The organism is Halorubrum sp. 48-1-W (assembly GCF_003287355.1).
Classification (GTDB): domain Archaea; phylum Halobacteriota; class Halobacteria; order Halobacteriales; family Haloferacaceae; genus Halorubrum.
Genome location: NZ_QMIM01000007.1, coordinates 16,257 through 41,242 on the forward strand (window position 1 = coordinate 16,257; position 24,986 = coordinate 41,242).

The 24,986-nt window shown below is 69.1% G+C and carries 24 protein-coding genes and 1 pseudogene; 12 read left to right on the plus strand and 13 right to left on the minus strand.

The window, feature by feature from the left end; all coding sequences use genetic code 11:
* Nucleotides 1–26 precede the first annotated feature (26 nt).
* Nucleotides 27–230, minus strand: a pseudogene (locus DQW50_RS03895) (ubiquitin-like small modifier protein 2); the annotation flags it as partial.
* 60 nt (nt 231–290) lie between these two features.
* Nucleotides 291–1,778, minus strand: coding sequence for an Asp-tRNA(Asn)/Glu-tRNA(Gln) amidotransferase subunit GatB (gene gatB, locus DQW50_RS03900; RefSeq protein WP_112078000.1), 1,488 nt, complete (start codon nt 1,776–1,778; stop codon nt 291–293).
* 136 nt (nt 1,779–1,914) lie between these two features.
* Between gatB and DQW50_RS03905 the strand changes: the two genes are divergently transcribed.
* The 7 genes from DQW50_RS03905 (at nt 1,915) to mtnP (ending at nt 7,795) form a co-directional block, all read left to right on the plus strand.
* Nucleotides 1,915–2,610 carry a phosphoribosyltransferase gene (locus DQW50_RS03905; RefSeq protein WP_112078001.1) on the plus strand — a complete coding sequence of 232 codons (696 nt, stop codon included), beginning with the start codon at nt 1,915–1,917 and terminating at the stop codon, nt 2,608–2,610.
* A gap of 7 nt (nt 2,611–2,617) precedes the next feature.
* Nucleotides 2,618–3,334 (plus strand): HD family hydrolase, encoded by a 717-nt coding sequence (locus tag DQW50_RS03910; protein ID WP_112078002.1) that lies wholly within the window; start codon nt 2,618–2,620, stop codon nt 3,332–3,334.
* A 137-nt stretch (nt 3,335–3,471) separates the two neighbouring features.
* On the plus strand, nt 3,472–4,920 hold the full coding sequence (locus DQW50_RS03915; protein WP_112078003.1) for an FAD-dependent oxidoreductase: 1,449 nt from the start codon (nt 3,472–3,474) through the stop codon (nt 4,918–4,920).
* Nucleotides 4,921–5,011: 91 nt separating this feature from the next.
* The gene (locus DQW50_RS03920) at nt 5,012–5,191 is read left to right on the plus strand and encodes a hypothetical protein (RefSeq protein ID WP_112078004.1); all 180 of its coding nucleotides are present in this window, start codon (nt 5,012–5,014) and stop codon (nt 5,189–5,191) included.
* Nucleotides 5,191–6,186, plus strand: coding sequence for a YeiH family protein (locus tag DQW50_RS03925; protein WP_112078005.1), 996 nt, complete (start codon nt 5,191–5,193; stop codon nt 6,184–6,186). Before DQW50_RS03920 ends, DQW50_RS03925 begins: the two co-directional genes overlap by 1 nt.
* 153 nt (nt 6,187–6,339) lie before the next feature.
* On the plus strand, nt 6,340–6,801 hold the full coding sequence (locus tag DQW50_RS03930; RefSeq protein WP_112078006.1) for an SRPBCC family protein: 462 nt from the start codon (nt 6,340–6,342) through the stop codon (nt 6,799–6,801).
* Nucleotides 6,802–6,904: 103 nt separating this feature from the next.
* Entirely contained in the window at nt 6,905–7,795 is an 891-nt protein-coding gene (mtnP, locus tag DQW50_RS03935) for an S-methyl-5'-thioadenosine phosphorylase (protein ID WP_112078007.1), read from the plus strand.
* A 24-nt stretch (nt 7,796–7,819) separates the two neighbouring features.
* Here mtnP and DQW50_RS03940 read toward each other — a convergent pair whose 3' ends face one another.
* From DQW50_RS03940 to DQW50_RS03950, 3 genes are read right to left on the minus strand one after another with little or no spacing between them, the layout of a single operon-like run.
* The gene (locus tag DQW50_RS03940) at nt 7,820–8,794 is read right to left on the minus strand and encodes a ScpA family protein (RefSeq protein WP_112078008.1); all 975 of its coding nucleotides are present in this window, start codon (nt 8,792–8,794) and stop codon (nt 7,820–7,822) included.
* Nucleotides 8,787–12,377 (minus strand): chromosome segregation protein SMC, encoded by a 3,591-nt coding sequence (gene smc, locus DQW50_RS03945; protein ID WP_112078009.1) that lies wholly within the window; start codon nt 12,375–12,377, stop codon nt 8,787–8,789. The genes DQW50_RS03940 and smc overlap by 8 nt, the downstream gene beginning before the upstream one ends.
* Before the next feature lie 21 nt (nt 12,378–12,398).
* Nucleotides 12,399–12,836 carry a bZIP transcription factor gene (locus DQW50_RS03950; RefSeq protein ID WP_112078010.1) on the minus strand — a complete coding sequence of 146 codons (438 nt, stop codon included), beginning with the start codon at nt 12,834–12,836 and terminating at the stop codon, nt 12,399–12,401.
* A gap of 246 nt (nt 12,837–13,082) precedes the next feature.
* On the opposite strand from DQW50_RS03950, the gene DQW50_RS03955 reads away from it, so the two are divergent.
* The 3 genes from DQW50_RS03955 (at nt 13,083) to ftsZ (ending at nt 15,294) form a co-directional block, all read left to right on the plus strand.
* On the plus strand, nt 13,083–13,682 hold the full coding sequence (locus DQW50_RS03955) for a zinc ribbon domain-containing protein (RefSeq protein ID WP_112078011.1): 600 nt from the start codon (nt 13,083–13,085) through the stop codon (nt 13,680–13,682).
* A gap of 219 nt (nt 13,683–13,901) precedes the next feature.
* Complete coding sequence (locus DQW50_RS03960) at nt 13,902–14,081, plus strand: ribbon-helix-helix domain-containing protein (RefSeq protein WP_066411425.1); 180 nt, start codon at nt 13,902–13,904, stop codon at nt 14,079–14,081.
* A 4-nt stretch (nt 14,082–14,085) separates the two neighbouring features.
* Nucleotides 14,086–15,294, plus strand: coding sequence for a cell division protein FtsZ (gene ftsZ / locus DQW50_RS03965; RefSeq protein WP_112078012.1), 1,209 nt, complete (start codon nt 14,086–14,088; stop codon nt 15,292–15,294).
* Between the two features lie 66 nt (nt 15,295–15,360).
* On the opposite strand, the gene DQW50_RS03970 is transcribed toward ftsZ, so the two are convergent.
* Nucleotides 15,361–16,362, minus strand: coding sequence for a TIGR00269 family protein (locus DQW50_RS03970; protein WP_112078013.1), 1,002 nt, complete (start codon nt 16,360–16,362; stop codon nt 15,361–15,363).
* Nucleotides 16,363–16,419: 57 nt separating this feature from the next.
* Entirely contained in the window at nt 16,420–17,130 is a 711-nt protein-coding gene (locus DQW50_RS03975; protein ID WP_112078014.1) for an alpha/beta fold hydrolase, read from the minus strand.
* Nucleotides 17,131–17,236: 106 nt separating this feature from the next.
* Here DQW50_RS03975 and DQW50_RS03980 point away from each other — a divergent pair, with 106 nt between their 5' ends.
* Nucleotides 17,237–17,755 (plus strand): DUF4442 domain-containing protein, encoded by a 519-nt coding sequence (locus DQW50_RS03980; RefSeq protein ID WP_112078015.1) that lies wholly within the window; start codon nt 17,237–17,239, stop codon nt 17,753–17,755.
* A 72-nt stretch (nt 17,756–17,827) separates the two neighbouring features.
* Here the strand turns inward: DQW50_RS03980 and DQW50_RS03985 are convergent, their stop codons facing one another.
* The 3 genes from DQW50_RS03985 to DQW50_RS03995 all read right to left on the minus strand — a co-directional run bounded on the left by DQW50_RS03985 (nt 17,828) and on the right by DQW50_RS03995 (nt 20,571).
* The gene (locus DQW50_RS03985) at nt 17,828–18,784 is read right to left on the minus strand and encodes an alpha/beta fold hydrolase (RefSeq protein ID WP_112078016.1); all 957 of its coding nucleotides are present in this window, start codon (nt 18,782–18,784) and stop codon (nt 17,828–17,830) included.
* Between the two features lie 92 nt (nt 18,785–18,876).
* Nucleotides 18,877–20,151 (minus strand): methylmalonyl Co-A mutase-associated GTPase MeaB, encoded by a 1,275-nt coding sequence (gene meaB, locus DQW50_RS03990; RefSeq protein ID WP_112078017.1) that lies wholly within the window; start codon nt 20,149–20,151, stop codon nt 18,877–18,879.
* Nucleotides 20,152–20,571, minus strand: a complete 420-nt coding sequence (locus DQW50_RS03995; RefSeq protein WP_112078018.1) for a cobalamin B12-binding domain-containing protein — start codon at nt 20,569–20,571, stop codon at nt 20,152–20,154.
* 153 nt (nt 20,572–20,724) lie between these two features.
* Between DQW50_RS03995 and DQW50_RS04000 the strand changes: the two genes are divergently transcribed.
* On the plus strand, nt 20,725–21,498 hold the full coding sequence (locus DQW50_RS04000) for an RlmE family RNA methyltransferase (RefSeq protein ID WP_112078019.1): 774 nt from the start codon (nt 20,725–20,727) through the stop codon (nt 21,496–21,498).
* Nucleotides 21,499–21,521: 23 nt separating this feature from the next.
* Here the strand turns inward: DQW50_RS04000 and DQW50_RS04005 are convergent, their stop codons facing one another.
* From DQW50_RS04005 to thsB, 3 genes are all read right to left on the minus strand, one after another.
* Nucleotides 21,522–22,019: a dihydrofolate reductase gene (locus DQW50_RS04005; protein WP_112078020.1), complete on the minus strand. Its 498-nt coding sequence runs from the start codon at nt 22,017–22,019 to the stop codon at nt 21,522–21,524.
* A gap of 52 nt (nt 22,020–22,071) precedes the next feature.
* Nucleotides 22,072–23,088, minus strand: coding sequence for an ornithine cyclodeaminase family protein (locus DQW50_RS04010; protein ID WP_112078021.1), 1,017 nt, complete (start codon nt 23,086–23,088; stop codon nt 22,072–22,074).
* Nucleotides 23,089–23,309: 221 nt separating this feature from the next.
* Complete coding sequence (gene thsB, locus DQW50_RS04015; protein WP_112078058.1) at nt 23,310–24,959, minus strand: thermosome subunit beta; 1,650 nt, start codon at nt 24,957–24,959, stop codon at nt 23,310–23,312.
* Nucleotides 24,960–24,986: the final 27 nt, after the last annotated feature.

A 24,986-nucleotide genomic window follows, 5' to 3' on the forward strand; every position in this document is an offset into this window, starting at 1 on the left:
TCACTCGTCGGCTCCGCCCCGAACCAGCCGGATCCGCCCCGGACCAGCCGGAGCAGCCGTACCCGGTCGGCGTCGACGGGGCGGTCGCCGGGGACGGGCGAGCCGTCGACGAGGACGGACGCCTCCTGGGGGTGGAAGCCGGCCGCGCGGACCAGGTCGTCGTAGGTCGCGTCGTCCCCGACGGCGTGTACCTCCTCGTCGCCGCCGACGACGTCGACGGTCACGTCCATGCGTCCTCGCCTACGTCCATGCGTTTTTACCCACGTCCGCGTCCTCACCGTCCACGCGAGTCACCCGTCCAGCCGCTCGCGGAGGAGCCCGTTCACCTGGCCGGGGTCGGCGCTCCCGCCGGTGGCCTGCATCACCTGTCCGACGAGGAAGTTGATCGCGCCGTCGTCGCCGTCGTGGTAGTCCGCGACCGCCCCCGGGTTGTCGTCGATGGCGGCGTCGACGGCGGTTTCCACCTCGCCGGCCTCGGCCTTCCCGAGCCCCTCGCGGTCGATCACGGCGTCGGGGCCCTCGCCCTCGTCGAGCATCTCCCGGAGGACCACCTCCTCGGCGTTCTTCACCGTCAGCTCCTCGGCGGCCACCAGCTCGATCAGGCGTTTGAACTCGTCGAGCCGGTCGCTTACGTCCGTGATCGCCAGCTCCCGGTAGTTGAGCTCGCCGAGGAGGTTGTCGGCGACCCACGTCGCCGCCAGCTCGGGGTCGTACTCGCCGGCGACGTCCTCGAAGAAGTCGGCGACCTCCTTCGTCGAGGTCAGCTTCGAGGCTGCCTCCCCGTCGAGGCCGTACTCCTCGCGGAAGCGCTCGCGGCGGGCGTCCGGCAGCTCCGGGATCGGGATCTCCGCCTTCCAGTCGGCCACCTCGAGCGCGGGGAGGTCGGCCTCCCGGAAGTAGCGGTAGTCCTTCTCGGCCTCCTTCGAGCGCATCGAGACGGTGACGCCGCGCGCCTCGTCCCAGTGGCGGGTCTCCTGTTCGATCTCGCGACCCCGCCGGAGCACGTTCCGCTGACGAGTGATCTCGTAGGCGAGCGCCTTCTCCGCGCCCTTGTGACTCGAGATGTTCTTGACCTCGGCACGGTTGACGTCGGCGAGCACCGCGTCGGGGACGGAGCCGTCCGCCGCCATCTCGTCGGCGTCGACGAGCGAGACGTTGGCGTCGACGCGGAGGCTGCCGTCCCGTGTCGCGTCGAAGACGCCGAGGTACTCGAGCACCTCCTCGAGCTTCGCGAGGAACGCCCGGGTCTCCGCCGGCGACCGGAAGTCGGGCTCGGTGACGACCTCCATCAGCGGCGTCCCCGCGCGGTTGTAGTTCACGAGCGTGTGGGTCGCCGACTCGATGGAGCCGCCCGCGTGCTGGATGCTTCCCGGGTCCTCCTCGAGGTGCGCGCGCGTGATCCCGATGGTTCGACGATCGCCGTCGACGGACACTTGGAGCTCGCCGTCCGCACAGATCGGCGCGTCGTACTGGGTGAGCTGGAAGTTCTTCGGCAGGTCGGGGTAGTAGTAGTTCTTCCGGTGGAACGTGGTCGTCTCCGGGATGTCGGCGTCGATCGCCTTCCCGACCTTCACCGCGCTCTCGACGGCGGCCTCGTTGAGGACCGGCAGCGCGCCGGGTAGCCCGAGACAGGTCGGACACGTGCGCGTGTTCGGCTCCTCGTCGTCGGCCGGCTCCGTCGAACAGCCACAGAAGACCTTCGTGTCGGTCTCGAGCTGGACGTGGACCTCCAACCCGATCACGACCGCCCGCTCCTCGCTCGCGGTCTGTGTACTCATTAGCGGGTCGTTGCGGGCGGGTCACCTAAATCGTGTCGGCACGGGCGGACGCGGGGGTTCGGCGACGGCGGTTCCACGAACCCTCGGCGTCGACGGTTCCACAAACCCTTATGCTCGCGCGGGCGACTCCCGAGACATGAGCGATCTCCCGGACGACTTCGACTGTACCGTGACCAACTGGGAGTACATCTACGGCCTCTGCCGGAACGTCTCGAACGAGGTGAAACGCGACGACTTCGAACCCGACGTCGTCGTCGCGCTCGCCCGCGGCGGCTGGTTCGCGGGCCGTTGTATCTGTGACTTCCTCGGGCTCGACGACCTGACGAGCCTCAAGATGGAACACTACGTCGGCGCGGCCGACAAGGCCGACGAGCCGCAGATCCGCTACCCGATGCCGGAGGGGAGCGTCGAGGACAAGGACGTGTTGATCATCGACGACATCGCCGACACCGGCGGCTCGATCCGCCGCGCAGAGGAGTACGTCGAGGAACGCGACGCGGCCACGGTCCACACCGCGACGCTCCAGCTGCTCGACACCTCGGAGTTCGACCCCGACTTCGTCGGCGAGCGGCTCGAGACGTGGACGTGGGTGGTCTACCCGTGGAACTTCATCGAGGACATGATCGACATCATCGCGGGCGCGATGGAGCGCGCCGCGGCGACGACGTTCGACCGCGAGGCGATCCGGCACCACCTCGAGGCGGACCACGGGGTCGGCCGCATCGAGATGGAGGTCGCCCAGCCCGGGCGGCTCGACGAGGTGCTCGCGGAGATGGAGCGCCGCGGGGTGACCGAGTCGGTCGGGGAGGACGCCTGGGCGCTCGCGGAGTGAGCCCGGGATGGTCGCCGACGGGACCGACGGACGCGACGGTGGCGGGGACGCCGAGGTCGACGCCAGCGGGGACGCCGAGGTCGATGCCAGCGGCGATCCGGCTGAGGGGTCGGATTCGGACGCCGCCATCGACGCGATCCTCGGGGCGTACGCGCTCAAGGACGAGGGGCGGACGGGGTGGCAGCTCCGCGGCGTCGACGCCCCGGAGTCGGTCGCCGCGCACACGTGGGGCGTCGCGTACCTCGTGCTGGCGCTTGGCGACCGGTTCCGCGAGGACCTGCCCGGCGTCGACCTCGACCGCGCGCTCCGGCTCGCGGTCGTCCACGACGTCGCCGAGGCGGAGACGGGCGACGTGGCGACGCGCGCCGACTCGACTGCCGACCGCGTCGACCGCGAGCGGAAGGAGGCGGTCGAACGCGCCGTGATGGTCGACCTCGTGGGGGCGCTCCCGGACGGCGTCCGGGACGCGTGGGAGGAGTACGAGGCTCGGGAGACGCCGGAGGCCGTCCTCGTCAAGGAGTGTGACCTGCTCGACACCTGTCTCCAGGCGGTCGTCTACGAGCGCGACGACCGGTACGACCCCACGGACGGTACGCCGGAGGCGTTCGCGGAGTACGACGCGCTCGAGGAGTTCTTCGCGACGGCCGAACCCCGGCTCCGCACCGATGCCGGACGTGCGCTCTTCGAGCAACTCCGGGAACGGTATCGGGGGATGCGGGACTGATCCGGCCCGCCGGAGGGCGACGGTCGCGGGGTGGAGGCCGTACACCGGCCGTTCCCGTGGAACCCCGTCCCGACAGCGTAGAATAGGAAGTAAATTAACTCCCAAGACGGTACCCTCTCTGAGACGGAGCCTCACGCATGTCCGATCACACCGACCTCCTCGTTATCGGCGGGGGGATAAGCGGGGCATCGCTTCTGTACACGGTCTCGAAGTTCACCGACGTCGAGGACGTCACGCTGATCGAGAAGGAGTCCGAGATCGCGGCGGTGAACTCCCACCACACGAACAACTCCCAGACGCTCCACTTCGGCGACATCGAGACGAACTACACGCTCGAGAAGGCCGAGGAGGTCAAGGAGGGCGCGGAGCTGCTCGCGGGGTACCTCGAGAACGTCGACCCCGACCGCGAGATGCACGACAGGCGTAGCAAGATGGTGCTCGCGGTGGGCGAAGCGGAGGTCGCGGAGCTCGAGGCCCGCTACCACGACGAGGGGTTCGGCGAGCTCTTTCCCAAGCTCGAACCCATCGGCCGCGAGGAGATCGCGGAGATCGAGCCCAAGGTCGTCGAGGGGCGTGACCCCGACACGGAACTGCTCGCGCTCCAGACGCCCGACGGCTACGTCCTCGATTACGGCATGATCGCGGAGTCGTTCGTCGAGGCCGCCCGCACCGAGGCGGGCGTCTCGGTCCACCTCGGTACGGAAGTGACCGATATCGACGAGGGCGGAGAGGGGTTCACCGTCGAGACCGACGACGGCGACTTCGCGGCCGACGCGGTCGCCGTCGCTGCCGGCTCACACAGCCTCCAGTTCGCCCAGGAGATGGGCTACGGCGAGGACATGTCGCTTTTGCCCGTCGCGGGGAGCTTCTTCCTCGCCGACGACCTGCTGAACGGGAAGGTGTACACCCTCCAGATGAAGAAGCTACCCTTCGCAGCGGTCCACGGCGACGCCGACGTCCACGACCCGAGCGTCACCCGGTTCGGCCCGACCGCGAAGCTCGTACCCGCCCTCGAGCGCGGCGAGCTCTCAACGGTCGGCGACTTCGCCGACGTCTTCGGGTTCACCCTGTCGTCGTTCCTGAGCTACGCGAACGTCCTCGCCGACAGGATCCTGTTCCCGTACGTGGTCCGGAACCTGGTGTACGACCTGCCCGTCGTCGGGAAGCGCACGTTCCTCCCGCACGTACGGAAGGTCGTCCCGAGCGTCGAGGTCGGGGACATCGACCGCGCGAAGGGGTACGGGGGGGTCCGCCCGCAGATCGTCGACACCGAGTCGAAGGAGCTCGACATGGGCGAAGCGAAGATCCACGGCGACGGGATCCTGTTCAACATCACGCCGTCGCCCGGCGCGTCGACCGCACTGAAGAACGCCATGGTCGACACGCGGACCCTCCTCGAGTTCCTCGATTCGACGTACACCTTCGACGAGGAGGCGTTCCGCGCGGAGACGATAGACAACTTCCCGCGCCTCGGCGACGGCGAGAGCAGCGACGAAGACGCCGGCGAGAGCAGCGACGAAGACGCCGGCAGCGACGGGACGGTACCCTCCGAGGACGCCTCGAGCGCCATCGAGGCGGACGACTGACCGGGTCCGGCCGATCGACCGCGACCCGTCCTCCGGCGATCCTCCCGCCGAACGACACGCGTAAGGCGCCGACGCGCGGACCCGATCCCGTATGACCGACGAGGACGGCGACGGTCCGGGTGGCGTCGACGGTCCGGAACGTGTCGACGGTCCGGAACGTGTCGACGACACGCGTCTCGCTCGCCGGTGGCGCGCGCTCGACCGCGGCTGGCAGGCGCTCCTCCTGGGCCTCTCGATCGTCGCGGTCCAGCTCGCGGTCCAGTCCCTCTGATGACGCTTCTCGACGACCTCGGGCCGTACCTCCCCGGGCTGGCGTTGCTCGGCGGCGGCGCGCTGCTCGCGACGCTGGTCGGCGGGGCGGTTCCGGGGCTCCAGCCGCTCGTCGTCGCGGTCGCCCTCGGCGTCGCCGTGGCGAACACAGTGGGAACGCCGGCCGTCGCCGGACCGGGTGTGACCCTCCACAAGCTCGCGTTGGAGACGGGGATCGTCCTCCTCGGCGCGGCGATCGCGATCGAGGAGCTGGTGGCCGCCGGGCCGACGGTCATCGGGCTGGTGGTGGTCGTCGTCGCCGGCGGACTCCTCCTCTCGGAGGCTATCGCCCGCGGCGTCTTCCGGATCGGGGGAACGACGCCGTCGCTTCTGGCGGCGGGCGCGAGCGTCTGCGGCGTCTCCGCCGTCGTGGCCGTCGGCCGGGTGCTGGAGGCGCGGGGGGCGGCGCTCACGTTCGCGGCCGCGACGGTCCTGCTCTTCGACGCGGTCACGCTCGTGGCGTTTCCGCTGGCGGGCGAGTGGCTCGGGCTGACCGGCCGGCAGTTCGGCGTGTGGGCCGGCCTCAGCATGTTCTCGACCGGCCCGGTCGCGGCCGCGGGGTTCGCCCACTCGGTCGAGGCGGGCCAGTGGGCGACGGTGACGAAGCTCGCGCGCAACTCGCTTCTGGGCGGCGTCGCCGTCGTCTACTCGGTCGCGTACGCGGCGCGCTCCGCGACCGACCCGGAGGCTCGAGAGCTGTGGGCGGAGTTCCCCAAGTTCCTGCTCGGCTTCCTGCTCGTCGCCACGATCGCCAACGTCGGGGTGCTCTCGCCCGCCGCGATCGAGTCGATCACCGCGACCTCCGACGGGCTCTTCCTCGTCGCCTTCGTGGGGCTCGGGCTGTCGATCCGGGTCCGCGAGCTCCGGGCGGTCGGCCTCGCGCCGGTCGGCGCGGTACTCGTCCACCTGCTCGTCGTGAGCGCGCTGACGCTGACGGCGGTGCGGTGGTTGCTGTGACCTCCGGAGTGCGCGTTCTCCGCGAGCAGAAGGTCTCGGCGTGGTGAACGCCCGTTTAATACCTCCGAGCCCCTATATAAGGCAGTCGACCGAGGCGACCGCTCCGAGACGGCAGCGACCGCATCGTTCGGTTCGACGACCGAGTTGAGCAATATGACAACATTCGAGTACGAGATCGAGATCGCAGCCCCCGTCGAGCGCGTCTTCGCGTTCGACAGCACCCCGGAGAACTGGCCCCGAACGATGGCCGGTCTGCGCGATTTCGAGGTGCTGAGCGAGACCGAAACCGGAGCGGAGATGCGCGCGACGTACAAGCTGCTCGGGATCGCGACGAAGATGGAGATGGAGATGACCGTCGTCGAGCCGAACGCGGAGATGGCGGTCACGATCGACAGCGACGGGATGCGCGGCGAGACGCGCAACCGCTACGTCGCGAGCGGGGACGGAACCCGGATCCTCCACCGGACGGACTACGAGATGGGCGACTCGCTGCGCGACCGCCTCCTGGAGCCCGTCGCGAGACGGTACAACGAGCGACAGCTGAAGGCTCACTTGGAGAACACGAGGGATCTCATCGAGGCCGAGATCGAAGCGGAAACCGCGACGCCGGCCTAGTTAGGTCCCGTTTCGCCGCGTGTTGCCAGTTCGTTCCCTGTCGCCAGTTCGTTCCCCGTCCCCAGTTCATTCCTTATAAGTAGCGAGCGGGCGGATCCCGGCCATGAGCACGATCGGCTTCATCGGCGGCAGCGGGATCTACGAGGCGCTTCCCCTGAACGACGTACGCGAGGTCGAGTACGACACGCCCTACGGCGAGCCCAGCGACGCGGTCACGATCGGCGAGTTCGCCGACACGGGCCGTGAGGTCGCGTTCCTCCCCAGACACGGCTCGAACCACGGCGTCTCGCCCACCGACCTCCCGTACCGCGCGAACATGTACGCCCTGAAGCGGGCGGGCGTGACCCACGTCTTCGCGTCGAACGCGGTCGGCAGCCTCAAAGAGGAGCTGGCGCCGGGCACGCTCGTCGTCCCCGACCAGATCTACGACCGGACCAAGCGTCGCGACCTCTCGTTTTACGGCGACGGCGTCGTCGTTCACCAGCCCTTCGCGGACCCGTACAGCCCCGAACTCGTCGACCACCTCGCCGAGGCCGCGGAGTCCGTCGTCGGCGGCGAGGGCGACGAGGACGACCCCGGTGACACGCGGGTCGTGAAGGGCGGGACCTACGTCTGTATCGAGGGGCCGCAGTACTCCACGCGCGCGGAATCGGAGTTCTACAGGAGCCAGGGGTGGGACCTCGTCGGCATGACGGCGGTCCCCGAGGCGAAACTGGCCCGCGAAGCGGAGATCGCGTACGCGACGATCGCGGGTGTCACCGACTACGACGTCTGGAAGGCGGACAGCGAGGTGACCCTCGAGGAGGTCCTGGAGAACGCCGAGCGGAACCAGGCGGCGATCGAGGCAGTCGTCGAGGAGGCGGTCCGGACGCTCCCCGACGACCACGAGTGTGCGGCACACACCGCGCTCGCGGGGACCGTGAACACGCCGACCGAGGCGATCCCGGAGGACACCCGGGAACGCGTCGAGCCGCTGCTCGGCGAGTACCTCTAACCCTGGGCGAGTGCGGCCGGTTCGTCAGTCCGCGACCGCCTCCGACTCACCCATCGCGGCCGTGGGGTCGCGGATCCACAGGTCGCCGAACAGGTCGTCCTGTCGGAGCCGTACGGTCCCGCGGTGGGCCATGAACAACAGCGCGAGGAACGTCATGAACGGCCTGCCGCCGGCCGACTCCACCTCGGCGAAGAGCACCTCCACGCGGCCGCCCTCGAAGTGCGGGCGCAACGCGGCCTCCACCTCGGCTATCACCTCCTCGATGTCCTCGTCGTGGGTGCGGTCCGTCGCCTCGCCCGCGGTCGGCTCCCCCTCGCGGCGGAACTCGTCGCCGGCGTGGTAATCGAGCGTCTGCGTCCCGCGGCCGTAGCCGCGCGGCGACTCCGAGGTGTCGTACTCGCGGGAGTCCTTCCACCACGAGTCGCGTTCGGCCTCGCGGAGCTCGCGGACGAGTTCGTCGAGCGTCTCGGGCGAGCCCCGGGTGTTCTTGCGGTCGAGCCGGCGGTCCATCTCCGCCTCCAGCCGATCGATCGGGTCGAACGCCGGGTCCGCGGGGTCGTCGGCACCGCCCTCCATCGCCAGCTCCCACGGCTCCGGACCCTCCTCGTCCTCGTCGTCGTCGGCCAACATCCCGTCGCTTTTCATCCGGAGCAGGACGCTCGCGTAGAACAGCGCGCGACCCGTCGTCCGGAGGTCGGTCTCGTCGAGCTTCTCGAGGAAGGCGTCGGTCACCCGGACGATGTCGATGTCCCACGGCTCGATCTCACCCTCCTCCGCGAGCTGGACGAGGAGCTCGACCGGCTCAACCTCGTCGCCGTCGGTCGGGCCGTGGCCCTCGGCGTCCTCCGCGTCCTCGACGGTGTCGCCGGCCTCGACGATGTCGTCTCCCGCCGACCCGTCGCCGCCGAACGCCGGGCTCGCGCCGTCGCGCTCGCTCGTCAGGTCCAGGTCGGGCACGCCGCCGCCCGCCCCGGCGTCGGCGGAGCCGTCGTCAGTCATCGGCGGTCACCTCCGTGTCCTCGTCGGACTCGCCGTCGCCGAACCGCATCCCGGTCACGGCCGAGAGGTTGTCGCCCTGCATCGTGACGCCGATGGCGCGGTCCGACCGCTCCAACAGCGCCGACCGGTGGCCGACCACGACGAACTGCGCCTCCGCGGCCAGCTCTTCTATCATCTCACCGACACGCTCGGCGTTGACCGCGTCGAGGAAGGCGTCGATCTCGTCGAGCGCGTAGAACGGCGCGGGGTTGTGCCGCTGAATCGCGAAGATGAACGAGAGGGCCGTCAGCGACTTCTCGCCGCCGCTCATCGCCTCCAGCCGCTGGACCGGCTTGTCCGCGGGCTGGGCCTTCATCGTCAGCCCCTCCTCGAAGGGGTTTTCGGGGTTCTCCAAGAGGAGCTCGCCGCTCCCCGCGGACAGCCGCGAGAAGATGTCCCTGAAGTGGTCGTTTATCGACTCGAACGTCTCCATGAACGTCGCCTTCTTCTCGGCTTCGTACCCCTCGATCCGCTCCGTGATCGCGTCGCGCTCCTCCGCGAGCACGTCCCGACGCTCCTCGAGCGTCTCGAGTTCGGCTTCCACCTCTTCGTACTCGTCTATCGCGAGCATGTTCACCGGCTCCAGCGCCTCCATCTCGGCTTCCAACTCCGCGATCCGCGACTCGACCTCGTCGATGTCGGGCACGTCTTCGGGGTCGTACTCGCCGACCTGTGACTCCAGCTCGTCGATCTCCCACTCCAGGCGATCCCGGCGGTCGGTCAGGTCCTCGAGGTCGGACTCCGCGTCCGCGACGAGCGAGCGTTGCTCGTCGCGTTTCCGGGTCGCCTCCCGGATCTCCTCGCGAAGCGCCTCCCGGTCCTCCTTCAGGTCCGCGATCTCCGCTTCGAGCTCCGCGATCGACTCGCGTTTCTCCTCGAGGGTTTCCTCCTTCTCCGCGATGGCCGCCTCGTATCCGTCTATCGCCTCCTCCGCCTCGCTCTTCTTGTTCTGTGCCTCCTCGACCGTGTCGTGGAGGTCGTCGACGGCGTCCTCGGCGTACCCCTTCTCGAGTTCCAGCTCGTTTCGTCGGGCGTCGAGGTCATCCATGCGGTCCTCCAACTCGTCTATTTCCGCCCGGATCCCGTCCGCTCGCTCCGAGAGTTCCGGGATCTTCGAGTCGGCGAGTTCGGCTTCGATCTCCTCGACATCGGCCTCCAGCCGGTCGACGTCAGCGTCGAGCGCGTCGATCGTCTCGTCGATCCCGCTCATCTCCTCGTCGACCGACTCGCGTTCCGCACGCAACTCCGCGAGTTTCTCCTCCAGCGTCCCGATCCGCTCTTCGGTCCCTTCCAGTTCCTCCTCGGCGCGATCGATGTCGCCCTCCAGCGACCGGACGCGGTCGGCGGCGTCCGCCTTCCGCTCGCGGGCGTCCTCGATGTCGGCGTCCAGCTCGTCGATCTCGGACTCGAGTTCCCGCCGTTCGTCCTCCAGGTCGCTGATCGCCCCGGCGAGCCGCTCGAGCTTGCCGCCGCCGGACTTCGTGAACGCGTACCGGGAGCCGCCGCCGGAGCCGCCGGTCATCGCGCCCGACTTCTCGACGAGGTCGCCGTCGAGGGTGACCATCCGGTAGTCGCCCATCAGCTCGCGGGCGGTCGACATCTCCTCGACGACGAGCGTCGACCCGAGCACGTACGAGAAGACCGGCTCGTAACGTGCGTCGTACTCGACGAGGTTCCGCGCGAAGTCGACGACACCCGGCATCGAGGGCTTCCGTGGGAGCCCCCGGTCGTCCATCTTCGTGATCGGGAGGAACGTCGCCCTGCCGGCGTTCCGCCGTTTGAGGTAGTCGATGCACGTCGAGCCGACGCCGTCGTCGTCGACCACCACGTTCGCCAGCCGGCCGCCGGCGGCCGTCTCACACGCCTCGGCGTACTCCGCCTCGACGGAGCCGAGCTCGCCGACCGCGCCGTGGACGCCATCGATGCTGGCGTTCTTCACCTCGGTCACCGCCCGGGGCCAGGAGGTGTCTCCACGCTCGCTCGCGGCCGCCTCCAGCTTGGCGTACTCGTTCTGCTTCTCGCGGAGGTCGTCCTCGACCGCCTCCAGCTCCTCTTTGCGCTCCGCCTTCTCGGCGAACAGGTCGGCGACGACGTCCTCGATCTTCGACTCGTTCCGCTCGGCCTTGTCGAGTTCGCCGTACAGCTCGGAGATCCGCGCCTTCAGCTCGGGGACCTCCTCGTGGGCCGTCTCGAGGTCCTCGCGGGTCCCCTCGACCGCGTTCGAACGCCGACGCGCCTCGTCGAGCAGTCGGTCCTTCTCGCGCTGGTGGCGGTGTTTCTCCTCGCGCAGTGACTCGAGCCGTTCCTTCCGCTCCCCGAGCTCCGCCTTCAGCTCGTCGAACTCGGTGTCCGCGCCCTCGATCTCGGCTTCCACGTCCGCCAGCTCCGAGCGTTTCGTCGCGAGCTCCGATTTGAGCGACGCCTTCTGAACCTTCGTCTCGCGGATATCCGTCTCGAGGTCGTCTATCGTCTCCTGTTTGCGGTCGATCTGGACGAACGCGTTCCGGCGTTCGGTCTCGGCGTCCTCGGCGCGCTCCGTTGCCGTCTCGATCTTCCCCTCCAGCCGGGAGATCTCGCCTTTGATCTCCTCGATCTCGGAGCGGATCGCGATCTGCTCGTCCTCGCCTTTCGTTTCGATCTCGTGGTTGAGGTCGGCTACGTCCTCCTCGAGGCGGGTGAGCGTCCCCTGTCTGGTGTCGAGTTCGACGCGTAGCTCCTCGAGGTCCGCCTCGGCGTCGCCGATCTCCCCTTCGACGTCGGCGAGCGAGTCGCGTTTGTCCTCCAGCTCCGAGGCCTTCCGGTAGCCGCGGTACTGCTCGGCCTCCTCGCGGAGCGACCGGTACTCGAGGGCGGCCTCGCGTTCCTCGGAGAGCTGATCCAGCCGCTCGCGCTTCTCCTCGATCCGGAGGTCGGCCTCGCCGATACGGTCTTTCACCGTGTCGAGCTCCTCGAAGGCGGCCTCCTTCTTCTCGTCGAACTCCGCGACGCCCGCGATCTCGTCGACGATCCCCCGGCGCTGGTAGGGGGTCATGTTGATGATCTCGGTCACGTCGCCCTGCATGACGACGTTGTACCCCTCGGGCGTGACGCCGGCGGCTGCGAGCAGGTCCCGCACGTCGGAGAGGTTCACGGAGCGGCCGTTGAGGTAGTAGTACGAGTAGTAGTTGTCTTCGGTCTCCTTCACCCGTCGCTTGATCGTGATCTCGGAGACGTCGCCGACGTTCTCGGAGCCGGCCGCCGAGACGACCTGCGAGCGGTCGAGCGTCCCGTCCTCGTTGGACAACACGACCGTGACGGACGCCTCCTTCGGGCCGCCGGAGGCCTCCCCGTCGTCGTGGCCGGGGTTGTAGATGAGGTCGGTGAGCTTCTTGGCTCTGATCCCGCGGGTTCGAGCGAGCCCGAGCGCGAACAGGACCCCGTCGATGATGTTCGACTTCCCGGAGCCGTTCGGTCCCGTGACGACCGTGAAGTCCTCGTAGAAGGGGATCCTCGTGGTCCGTCCGAAGCTCTTGAATCCGTCCAGGACTACTTCAGTGATGTGCATGCGGGGTGGTGCGAGAGGCCGCTACGCGACGATGATGTCGCTGTCGTCGGACTCGCCGTCCTCGGCCTCGCTCCCGTCGGCGTCGGCGGCAGCGGTCTCCGCGTCGGACGGCGGCGTCTCGGTATCGCTCCCGTCGGCGTCGGCGGGCGAGTCGGTCGTCTCGGCTCCGGTCCCGTCGGCTCTCGGCCCGTCCGTGCTCGACGGTTCGCCCGTCCGCTCGACGACCTCGACGTGATCGTCGGAGTGCGTCCGGCGTTCGCCGACCGTCGTGTCGGACGCGTCGGACGATGGCCCTTCGGCGGCCGCGACGGCCTCCGCCTCCGTGTCGACCGCGACCTGCTGGGCGTCCTCGAGTTGTCGGACGCGCTCTTTCATCTCGACGAGCTCCTCCGTGAGCCCGTTGACCGCCGCCTGTAGCTCCGCGACCTGCCGTTCGAGGTCCTCTACGCGGTTGCCCATATACACACGTATGCCCGCGGGAGGCGTATAAACCTGTGTCAGACATACGTGTGACCACATCACACGGCAGTTCGCGTGGGGGCCGGTTCCGCTCTACGTCGGGGCCGACTCCCCCTCCGGGTCGGAGCCGACGAGTCGGAGCGGCCGGGGGGACGGGAGGACCTCGAGGACCGCTGGAAGACGCGTGTCCGTCGCTCGTCGGACACGGAGGAAAATACTTGTACCCACCATGGTTATCCGTAGCCGATGAGCAAGATCACCTTCCGGGCCGACGACGACCTCGTCGAGCGGCTGGAAGCGTGTGAGGCCTCGAAAAGCGAGGTGATGCGCGAGGCGCTCCGCGCACACCTCGACGGCACGCCGACTCCTGCGGGCGGGTCGGAGGCGGGCGGTCCGGAGGGCGGGGTGGACGACGCGCTCTCGGACCGTATCGACGAGCTGATCGCCGATCGGCTCGACGCGGCGTTGGACGATCGGCTCGGGACGGCGGGACGTCGTCTCGAAGACGCGTATACGCCGTCTACACCGGGTGAGATCAACGTAAACGTCTCTCTCGACGCTCCTGGTGCCGACGATGGCGACGTGCGTGTGACACGGGAGACGGACACGGAGATCGAGCCCGATTCGCGTAAGACGCGCGCCGATCCCGGAGTGCAAACGGGCGAAAACGTCTGTGGCGGATGTGGTGAAAACGTCCCGGATGACCACGTATACTGTCCGAACTGTGGTGAAAAGCAATCCCATCGTGCGTTCTGTGAGTGCGGCGACGAGGTCCGAACCGACTGGGCGTTCTGCCCCGGCTGTGGGCGACGAACCCCCGCTGCGGACGTGCTGAAAGACCGATAACCGGCGAAAACGCCCGTATCGGGCGAGTATACACCGATTTCTTCTTGTGTCTTACGCCCGTCGTTAGTTTTATAAGGGTAGCCTCGGTGACTACAACCGCGTAAGACGACCGTCTTACAGACGGCGTCCGACGAGGGGATGTCCCCGCTGTCGGGCGGTTTCGGCCTGTAAGACGCATGGCGTGTGTCGTGGACGTCGTCTTACCGGGGGAATACAACAATGGAGCGTGTGACACTACGGATCCCGAAACAGCAGATAGACGAGGTCGAACAGATGGTCGAGACGGGTGAGTTCCCGAACCGGAGCGAGGCGATCCGGTCGGCCGTCCGGGACATGTTGAGCGAACAGGACGGCGAGCGCGAGGAGCGCGGCCGCAACCGTAGCTGGGCCAAGGTGTAGATCGATGCAGGATCTCGTTCAGGACGCCCTCGACAACGCGGAAGCGGAGAAGCGCGACATGGACGTCGACATGGACGACGACGAGTTCGGGGACCCCCGGATCGTCATCGTCGGTGCCGGCGGCGCCGGCAACAACACGGTCAACCGCCTGTACAACATCGGCGTCGACGGCGCCGACACCGTCGCCATCAACACGGACAAACAGCACCTCAAGATGATCGAGGCCGACACCAAGATCCTCGTGGGCAAGTCGCTCACGCAGGGGCTCGGCGCCGGCGGCGACCCCAAGATGGGCGAGCGCGCCACCGAGATGGCCCAGGGAACGATCAAGGAGGTGCTCGGTGACGCCGACCTCGTCTTCGTCACGGCCGGCATGGGCGGCGGCACCGGCACCGGCGCAGCGCCGGTCGTCTCGAAGATCGCCAAAGAGCAGGGCGCCATCGTCGTCGGGATGGTCTCGACCCCGTTCAACGTCGAGCGCGCCCGCACGGTGAAAGCCGAGGAAGGGTTGGAGAGCCTCCGCAACGAGGCCGACTCGATCATCGTCCTCGACAACAACCGGCTGCTCGATTACGTCCCGAACCTGCCGATCGGGAAGGCGTTCTCCGTGATGGACCAGATCATCGCGGAGACGGTCAAGGGGATCTCCGAGACGATCACCCAGCCGAGCCTCATCAACCTCGACTACGCCGACATGTCCACTATCATGAATCAGGGCGGCGTCGCGGTGATGCTCGTCGGCGAGACCCAGGACAAGAACAAGACCCAGGAGGTGGTCAACGACGCGATGAACCATCCCCTCCTCGACGTCGACTACCGCGGTGCCTCCGGCGGGCTCGTCCACATCACGGGCGGTCCGGACCTCACGCTGAAGGAGGCAGAGGGGATCGCGAACAACATCACCGAGCGGCTGGAGGCCAGCGCCAACGTGATCTGGGGCGCGCGCATCCAGGACGAGTACAAGGGGAAGGTCCGCGTCATGGCGATCATGACCGGCGTCCAGAGCGCGCAGGTGCTCGGCCCGTCGACCCAGAAACAGGCCGACAAGTCCCGCGCTGCGGTCGACGCGGACGACCTCGGTGACTCCCGCTCGCGGGCGACCGAAGCGACGAACGGCGTTCAGGGATCCGCCAGCTCCGAACCCACGGCCTGGGAGTCGGACGGCGGCACCGAGCCCGTCGAGACGAACAACGGGCTCGACGTCATCCGCTGAGGCCGTCCGACCCGGAACCGTTCGCTGTACTCCGTCTCTTTCGTATCCGTCGGGCCGGCTCCGGAGCTACGACGCCGTCTCGATCGCGTCGAGTAGCCGGCACTTCCGACAGACCTCGCGGCTCGTCTTCGACCCACAGCGGCTGCACTCGCGAAGCGACCGGGTCTCGCGGTCGTCGTCGGAGCCCGCCCGGGCGGACCCGCCCTCCCGATATCGCTCCGCGGTGAGCGCCGACAGCTCCTCGTAGCCGGCCATGATCGAGTGGCGCGTGCCGGGGTGGTTCTCCTCCAGGTCGTGGATGAGCGACTGGATCTCGCCGCGGTACGCCTCGGCGGCGTGGGGACACTCCGCCATGTGAACCGGGAGGTCGCGGACGTGACAGTAGAGGGCGACCTCCTTCTCCGGGACGTCGCGAAGCGGCTTGGCGCGCGGGACGAACGCGTCGGTCTCGCCGCGCTCGTCGAAGGGTCCGAGCGAGGCGTCGAAGTGTTTCGCGACCTGGTTGACGTCGCCCTCGAGGAAGTTCATCAGGGCGGTCTGGGCCTCGTCGTCGAGGTTGTGGCCGGTGAGCAGCTTGTCCGCGCCGAACTCCCCCGCGTACCGCTCCAGGACGTCCCGGCGGAACACCCCGCAGTACGCACACGGGGCCATGTCCTCGGGGTCCGTCTCGACCACGTCGTCCATGCGGACGCCGAACTCGTCGTCGTAGGAGACGACCTCGTGGCGGATCGACCGGTCCGCGGTCAGTTCGAGACAGGCGTCGAGGCTCTCGTCGCGGTACCCCTCGATCCCCTCGTGGATCGTGAGCGCGAGCATCTCGACGCGCGGGTCCCGTCCGAACACGTCGTCGAGGACGTGGGTGAGGACCACGCTGTCCTTCCCGCCCGAGAGCCCGATCACCCAGCGGTCCGGCTCGTCGGGGGTCGCGTCGGGGTCGAGCAGGCCGTCCTCGCGCACGCGGCGTTTCACGCGCTTCTCCACCGAGCGACAGAGGTGCTCGCCACAGAGGTGCGCCCCCGAGTAGGCGGCGTGGTGGATCGCGTCGGCCCCGCACTTGTCACACTCCATCGGTGTCCGGTTGCGGACGCGCGGGGATACGGGTTTCGGGGTACGGGAAACCCCGACTCAGCGGAGTCCGTCCGGCCCCCGTCGAACGACCGAACGGAGCGTGTCGGCGTGACGCTCGCGCGACTCCGAGGAGAACAGCTCGTGGCCGCCGTCGTAGAGGACGGTCCGCCCGGCAGGGACCCGATCGCCGACGCGCCGCGGGTCGACGACCCGGTCGGACAGCGTACAGAACGCCACCGCGTCCGGGTCCGGCTCGATGCCGTCGAGTCCGGCCTGCGCCCGCAGTGCCTCTCGAAGGAACGTCGGGGCCGCACGGTCCGGTCCCTCCCGGAGCTGTCGGTCCGTGGCCAGCCCGCCGAGCGTGTCGCGGTCGGCCGTCCCGGTCGGCACGATCGGGCGGCGCGTCGGGAGCCGGCGGACGGCCTCGAGCAGGGGACCGGTCGACTCCGGGGACATCCCCCACCACGGGCTGAGGTACGTCCGGGTCGACGGGGCGTGGGTCCCGCGGAGGTACGCGCCGATCAGCCCGCCGGTCGAGTGCCCGACGAACCGATACTCGTCCAGTTCCTCGACGCGCTCGCGGACCGGATCGAGGTACTCCCGCTCGAACGAGGAGACGACCGTCGGGATCTCGATCGCGTGGACGAACGAGTCGGTCGCGAGCGTCTCCAGCAGCCAGCGGACGTTCGCGTGGTCCAGCCGGTTCCCCCAGCCGAGCAGACAGACGAGGTCGGGATCGTCGGGGTCGCCGACGCGTTCGGTTCGCATACCGTCCGGTCGTCACCGGCCGAACAAAAAGGAACGCGCCGGAAACTCCCGGAGGGTTGTTCCGCGTTCCGATAGGGGTTTGCCCGCCCGGGCGCCCCTCCGTGACGTGACGGGCTCCCCGACCGGGGTCGACCGCGACCCGGACCCGCAACCGATCGACCCGGACCCGCCGGCCGAGAGCCGCCGCACGCAGTTGTGGCGGCACGCGTTCAACCTGCTTCCCGCCTATCGCGGAACCGGCGGGCGGGTCGACCACATCGGCGCGGAGTGGCGGTACGTCCGCGTGCGGATACCGTTCAACTGGCGCACGCGGAACGGGGTCGGCGTGACCTTCGGCGGGAGCCTCTACGGGGCGCTCGACCCGGTGTACATGACCATGCTGCGGCGGGTCCTCGGCGACGGCTTCACGGTCTGGGACAAGTCGGCCGTGATGGAGTTCATCGAGCCCGGCCGCGAGACGCTGTACGCGGAGTTCGAACTCGACGCTGCGGAGACCGAGGCGATCCGCGGGGCGCTCGCACCGGGCGAGTCGACCGACCGCGAGTACGACGTCTCGCTCGTCGACGAGGAGGGAACCGTCCACGCGACGTGCCGAAAGACGCTGTACGTGCGACGCGACGGGTGAGACGTCCGGCGGGACCGATGAGTCGGGGGCCGTTCCGGCAGCGGTGGAACGCTCGGGAACGGGACGATTGCGTCAGGCCGTCGCGCCCGCGACGAGGCTCTCGCGGACGGTCTCGAGGAACCGGTTCGGGTGTTCGACGTGTGGAAGCAGGGCAGCCCGGTCGAAGACGACCAGCCGCGCGCCGGACGCGTCGGCGAGCTCGCGGCCGTCCGCGAGCGGGCTCACCTCGGCCTCGCGTCCCCACACGATGGTCGGCGGCACCCCGAGGTCGGCGAGCGCGGCCGCCAGGTCGAGGTCGCTGTTGAGGTATCCCGAGACGAACGACGCCGGCGCGAAGCGCGCGTTCTCGACGTGGCTGGTGCGCCACTCGTAGTCGATCCACTCCTCGCCGGGGTTCTCGGGGTCGTAGTAGCCGTGGTCGGCGTTGAAATAGCGTATCGAGGGCTTCGAGGCGATCAGGTTGAAGAGCGTCGAACCGAGAAGTGGCGACCGTAGCAGCTCCCGGAGCCAGGGCTTCGGCGGGGTCGGTCCGGCGACGGTCGTGGGACAGACGCCGACGAAGCCGCCGATCTCGACGTCGTTACCCGCCGATCCGTCGCCGGCGGCCGCCACAGCCGCGTACGCCGCCGACAGCGACGAGGCGACCACTGCGGGCTCGTCGAACTCGGCGAGGAAGTCGTGAACGAAGTCCTCGTACAGCGCTGCGGAGTACCGCAGCGGCGGGCGGTCGGAGCGACCGTACCCCGGGAGGTCGGGCGCGACGACGTGGTAGTCGGCGGTGAGGTCGCCGAAGACCTCGCGCCACTCGCCGGCCGAGCCCGCGGCGTTGATCCCGTGGAGCAACACGAGGTCGGGGTCGTCCGGATCGCCGCCTTCGGTGTAGGCGACGTCCATCCCGCGCCAGCGGAGGGTGCCGTCGTCGCCGACGAGCGGCGATTCGAGATCGCCCTCGTAGCGGAGGCCGGCGTTCGTCGCCGCGATCGCGCCGATCCCGAGGAGGGCCGTTCCGGCGAGGTTCCTGAGTCTCATGGTATCCCGTTGGTTCGCTGGCGACTTATATCACGTGACCTCGCCGTCGGCGTTCGTGGACTCCCGTCCCGGTCCGTACCTCGTGCTGTCAGCTACTCCACCGACCCGTCCGGCTCACTCGGCCCGTCGCGCTCCTCGACGCACGCCGCGATCGGGTCGACGATCTCGGTTGCGAGGCCGTACGGGTCCGCCTCCTTCCGTCTCACCCGGTCGGCGAGCGCCTCGATCCCGCCGTGACGCTCGATCGCGTCGGTCGCGAGCGCGCCGACGTCCGCGCGGACCAGCGTCCGGATCTCTTCGGCGTACCGCTGGCGACGCGTCCGCGTCAGTTCGCCGGACTCCCGGAGGAACCCCCCGTGCGCGTCGAACGCGTCGATCAGCTCGCCGACGCCCTCGCCGGTCTTCGCGACGGTCGCCAGCACCTCGGGGGTCCACGCGTCGCCGGTGTCGTCTCCGGACGCGTCGTCTCCGGACACGTCGTCTCCGGCCGCGTCGCCTCCGGACGCGTCGTCTCTGGCCGCGTCGGATCCGCCGTCCTCGCTGCCGTCGTTCGGGTGGTTCGGTATCCCGACCCCGTGGTGGCCCGCGTCGAGCCCGGCGGTGGGTCCCTCGCGTCGATGGACCATCTCCTCCAACTCGGCGAGGGTCCGCTCCGCGCCGTCCATGTCGGCTTTGTTGACCACGAACACGTCGCCGATCTCGAGGATGCCCGCCTTCAGCGTCTGGACGTCGTCCCCGGACCCGGGCTGGACGAGCACCGCGACCGTGTCGGCGGTGCGGACGACGTCGACCTCGCTCTGTCCGGCCCCGACGGTCTCGATCAGTACCACGTCCTTCCCGAACGCGTCGAGCGCCGTCACCGCGTCCGCGGTCGCGGTCGAGAGCCCCCCGAGCCGTCCTCGCGCGCTCATCGACCTGAAGAACACGTCCATGTCGCCGACGTTCGAGGCCATCCGGATCCGGTCGCCGAGCACCGCGCCGCCCGTGTACGGCGAGGAGGGGTCGACGGCGACGACCCCGACCGTGTCGCCGCGCTCGCGGTAGGCCGATGCCAACTTGTCGACGAGCGTTGACTTCCCGGCGCCGGGCGCGCCCGTCACCCCGATCACGGCCGCGTCGCCGGCGTGGTCGTAGAGCCTCGAGACGAGCCCGCGGTACCCCGGCGTCCGCTCCTCGATCTTGGTGATGACCCGTGCGAGCGCCCGGTGGCTCCCCGCGAGCAACTCCTCGATCAGTTCGGCGTCGCGGCCGCGGAGCTCGACCGCCCGTTCGCGGGAGGCCGGCCGTTCACGGGTCGAGTCCGCCCTCTCGTTCGGGTCCCGTCCGTCGTTCGGGTCCCGTCCGTCGTTTGTGTCCCGTCCGTTCATCTATTCGCGCTCCGGGACGTTGTTCCGGACGAACTCGACCGTCTCCGCCATCGGCGTTCCCGGGCCGAACACCTCCGCGACGCCGAGCTCCTTCAGCTCCGCCACGTCGTCGTCGGGCACGATCCCGCCGACGAGGATCAGGGTGTCCTCGAACGCGTCGTACTCCTTTAACCCCGCTATCACCTTGGGGACGAGGGTGTTGTGGGCCCCCGAGAGGATCGAGATGCCGAGGACGTCGACGTCCTCCTGGACCGCCGCCTGGACGATCTCCTCGGGCGCGCGGTGGAGCCCGGAGTAGACCACCTCGAAGCCGGCGTCGCGGAACGCCCGCGCGATCACGTGTGCCCCCCGGTCGTGGCCGTCGAGCCCGACCTTCGCGACCAGACACCGGACGGTCCGTTCCTCCCCTTCGACGCTCATACCCGGATCTGGCACGCGTGACCGTTTGACTCTAACGGCGGCTCGGGAGCGTCCGGAACCCGCCGGAACCGCTCGGGTAGTACAGCCGGCCCGCCGATCCGGCCGAGCGCTCCCGAACGACGCCGATAAACCGGGCGCGGGCCTACAGGAAACATGAGCGGAAAGGACGACTACTACAACCGGTCGAAACAGCAGGGCTACCGGAGCCGCGCCTCCTACAAGCTGAAACAGCTCGACGAGGACGCCGACCTCTTCGAACCCGGCGACACCGTCGTCGACCTCGGGGCTGCGCCCGGCGGCTGGCTCCAGGTGGCCGCCGAGGAGGTCGGGGCGGGCGGGACCGTGATCGGCGTCGATCTCCAGCGCATCGACGACGTCGAGGAGCACGACGTCGAGACGATCCGCGGCGACATGACCGACGAGCGCACCCGCCACTACCTGCGGGAGGCGGTCGGCGAGGGCGGCGCGGACGTCGTCGTGAGTGACATGGCCCCCAACATGACCGGCGAGTACTCGCTGGACCACGCCCGGTCGGTCCACCTCGCCCGGCAGGCGTTCGACGTCGCCGAGGAGCTACTCGCGCCCGGCGGCGACTTCGTCGTGAAGGTGTTCCAGGGCCAGGACCTCGACGCGTTTCGCGACGAGGTCGCCGACGCGTTCGAGTACGTGAAGACGACGTCGCCGCCGGCCTCGCGGGACGCCTCCTCGGAGGTGTACCTGGTCGCGAAGGGCCGGATGACCGCCACCGTCGCCGTGGGCGACCGGCTCGAGGTGACCGTCGAGGAGCGCGGCGACGAGGGCGACGGCATCGCCTACGTCGACGGCTACACGCTGTTCGTTCCCGGCACCGACCCCGGCGAGACCGTCACGATCGAGGTCACGGACGTCAAACCGCGATTCGGCTTCGCCGAGCGGGTCGAGGCGTGAGGCGGGTCGAGGCGTGAGGCGGGTCAGTCGCTCGCCCACCGCCGCCACTCCCGGAGGGTAAACCGGTCGTGGTCGGTCTCCTCGACTACCTCCCAGGCTCTTTCGTCCCACTCGGGATATCGCGTGTCCCCCTCGTAGCTCCCCTCGACGTGGCTGAGCGCCATCCCGTCGACGTGTGGCTGGAACAGCTCGTAGATCGCCCCGCCGCCGAGGACGTAGACCGTCTCTACCCCCTCCTCGTCGGCCGTCTCGCGGGCCAGGTCCAGGGCCGCCTCGACACCGTCGGCGACGACCGCGCTCGAGACGTCGACGGCGTCCACGCTCCGGCTCACGACGATCTGGCGGCTCCCCGGCAGGTCGTCGCGCATCGAGTCGAAGGTGCGCCGCCCGAGGATCACCGGCGAGCCCGCGACGCGCTCGCGGTACTGCCGGACGTCGGCCTCGATGTGCGGCCAGGGCACCTCGCCGTCCCTGCCGATGACCCGGTTCTCCGCGAGCGCCGCGACGCTGACGAGTCGCATACCGGTCGGTCGGGCTCGGTGATATAAAACACCGCGTCGGTTCGACCGCCCCCTACTCCGCGAGCCCGAGCAGATCGAACGGGTAGCCGTTGTCGTTGTCGTCGGCCTCCTCGAAGACGACGCGGGCGGCCGCGACGTCCTGGATCGCGAGGCCGGTCGAGTCGAAGACGGTGACGCCGGTGACGCCGTCCTCGCCCGTGCCCCTGGCTCCCGCCCGCCCGGCGCGGTTCCCGACGACGATCTCGCCGATCTCGCCGTAGATGTCGTCGTCGTCGAGGACGCCCAGGGCGTACGGGACGTTGATCTCGCCGGAGTGGGTACACTGCGCGTGGTCGTCGATGACGATCGTCGCGTCGAGCAACAGCTCGTCGGCCAGTTCGTGTTTGCCCTCGGCGTCCGCCCCCATGGCGTTGACGTGGGTGTGGTCGCCCACGTCGTCGGGGCCGACGATCGGGTCCTCGACGGGCGTCACCGTCGAGAGCACGTCGCAGTGGCCCGCCTCCGAGATCGAACCCGCGCGCACGTCGAAGCGGTCCTCGAAGGCGTCGATGAACGTCGCCACCCGCTCCTCGTCGAGGTCGCTCACGACCACCTCCTCGACGTCGCGCACCGCGGCGATCGCCTCGAGCTGGGTGTACGACTGGACGCCCGCGCCGACGATCCCCATCGAGGTCGCGTCCGGGACCGCGAGGTGGTCGGTGGCGACGGCGGCGGCCGCACCCGTCCGCTTCATCGTGAGCGCGGTCCCGTCCATGATCGCGAGCGGGAAGGCGGTCTCGGGGTCCGAGTAGACCATCGTCCCCATCACGGTCGGGAGGCCGTGGTCGGCGGGGTTGTCCGTGTGGACGTTCACCCACTTGATCCCGGCGGCGTCCCAGTCGCCCGCGTCCATGTACGCGGGCATCGACCGGAAGTCGCCGTTGTACTCGGGGAGGTCGATGTACGACTTCGGCGGCATCTGGGCGTCGCCGCGCTCGTAGGCGGCGAACGCGCCCTCGACCGCCTCGATGACGCGATCCATCCGTGCGTTCTCGTCGACGTCGTCGCCGTTGAGGAGCAACGTCTGCATGCCGCAACTCTTGCCGGAGGGGTACTTATTTCACGCGAAGTGGCCGTGGCGTCTCCACGTCTCCGCGTGAACGGCCCACGTCCCGACGCGCGATCGTCTCCGAGAGCACGCCTACGGCTCGGCGAACGTGGCTGAAAAAACGCGTCTCGCGCGGTCGGGACGGTCGACGGACGGTTCGTGCGGGGGGAACGGTCGGCGGAGTGGTGTGTCCTTCCGGGACGTTACATCGCGCCGCCCATGCCGCCCATACCGCCCATGCCTCCCATGCCGCCGGCGCCACCCTCGTCGTCGTCGCCGGAGGTGGAGAGGTCGCCGGCCGCGATGATGTCGTCGATCTTCAACACGAGGTTCGCTGCCTCGGCGGCGGAGGCGATCGCCTGCTCTTTCGCGTGGGCGGTCTCGACGACGCCCGCCTCGAGGGTGTCCTCGACCTCGCCCTCGAAGACGTCGAGCCCGGCGTGGGCGTCGCCGCCCTCGTGGGCCGCGCGCAGGTCGACCAGCAGGTCGATGGAGTCGAGTCCGGCGTTCTCGGCGAGCACGCGGGGGATCAGCTCCAGCGCGTCGGCGAACGCCTCGACGGCGAGCTGTTCGCGCCCGGAGACGGAGTCCGCGTAGTCGCGGAGCCGGCTCGCGAGCTCGACCTCGATCGCGCCGCCGCCAGGGAGGATGCGCCCGTCGGAGACGGTCGTCGCGACCACGTCGATCGCGTCGTTGATGCCGCGCTCGAGCTCGTCGACGACGTGCTCGGTGGAGCCGTACAGCAACAGCGTCGCGCCGTGGGGGTTCTCGCCCTCGACGTAGAACAGCTCCTCCTCGGCGTCACGGGTGACCGACCCGGCCGCGACGTCGTCGGCCGACAGCGAGTCGACGTCGGTGACGATCGTCGTGTCGAGGACGTTCTTGAGGAACTTCATGTCGGACTTCTTGGTCCGACGGACCGCGAGGATACCCTCCTTCGCGAGGTAGTGCTGGGCGAGGTCGTCGATCCCCTTCTGACAGAAGACGACGTTCGCGCCGCTCTCGACGATCGTGTCGACCTTCTCGCGGAGCTGTTTCTCCTCCTGGTCGAGGAACTTCTGGAGCTGGTCGGGCGAGTCGACGTTGACCGCGGTGTCGACGTCGGCCTCCTCGACCTCGATGGGGTCGTTGAGGAGGACGACCTTCGCCTCCTCGAAGTCCGTGGGCATGTCGTCGTGGACGGGGTCCTTGTCGACGACCGCGCCGGAGAGCAGTCGGGACTCGCCGGCCGAGCGCCCGGTTCGCGTCTCGATGTTCAGGTTCTGTAGGTCGACGACGTGCGAGCCGTCCTCGGCCTCGACGGTGACGCCCTGGACCGCGCGGACGACGAGGTCCGCGAGGACGTCCTTTTCGAGCTCCGCACCCTTACCCGTCATCGACGTCTCGGCGACGTTCTTCAGCGTCTCCGTGTCGTCGGGGTCGACGGCCGTGGCGACGTCGTCGACCTGCTCGCGGGCGTACTCGCTCGCGAGGTTGAACCCCTTGATCACCGCGGTGGGGTGGATGTCCTGCTCGAGGAGCTCCTCGGCGTTCTTCAACAGCTCGCCCGCGACGGCGACCGCACTCGTCGTGCCGTCGCCGGCCTCGTCCTCCTGGGTCTGGGCGACCTCGACGATCATCTCGGCGGTCGGGTTGTCGATGTCCATCTCCTGAAGGATGGTGACGCCGTCGTTCGTGATGGTGACGTCGCCCATCGAGTCGACGAGCATCTTGTCCATCCCCTTCGGCCCGAGCGTCGAGCGTACCGCCTCCGCGACGGCGCGCGCCGCGGAGATGTTGTACTCCTGTGCGTCCTTGTCCTTGACGCGCTGGGCGTCGTCGCCCATGATGATCATCGGCTGCCCCTGCTGCATTCGCTGGCTCATACAGCGTTTGATTGA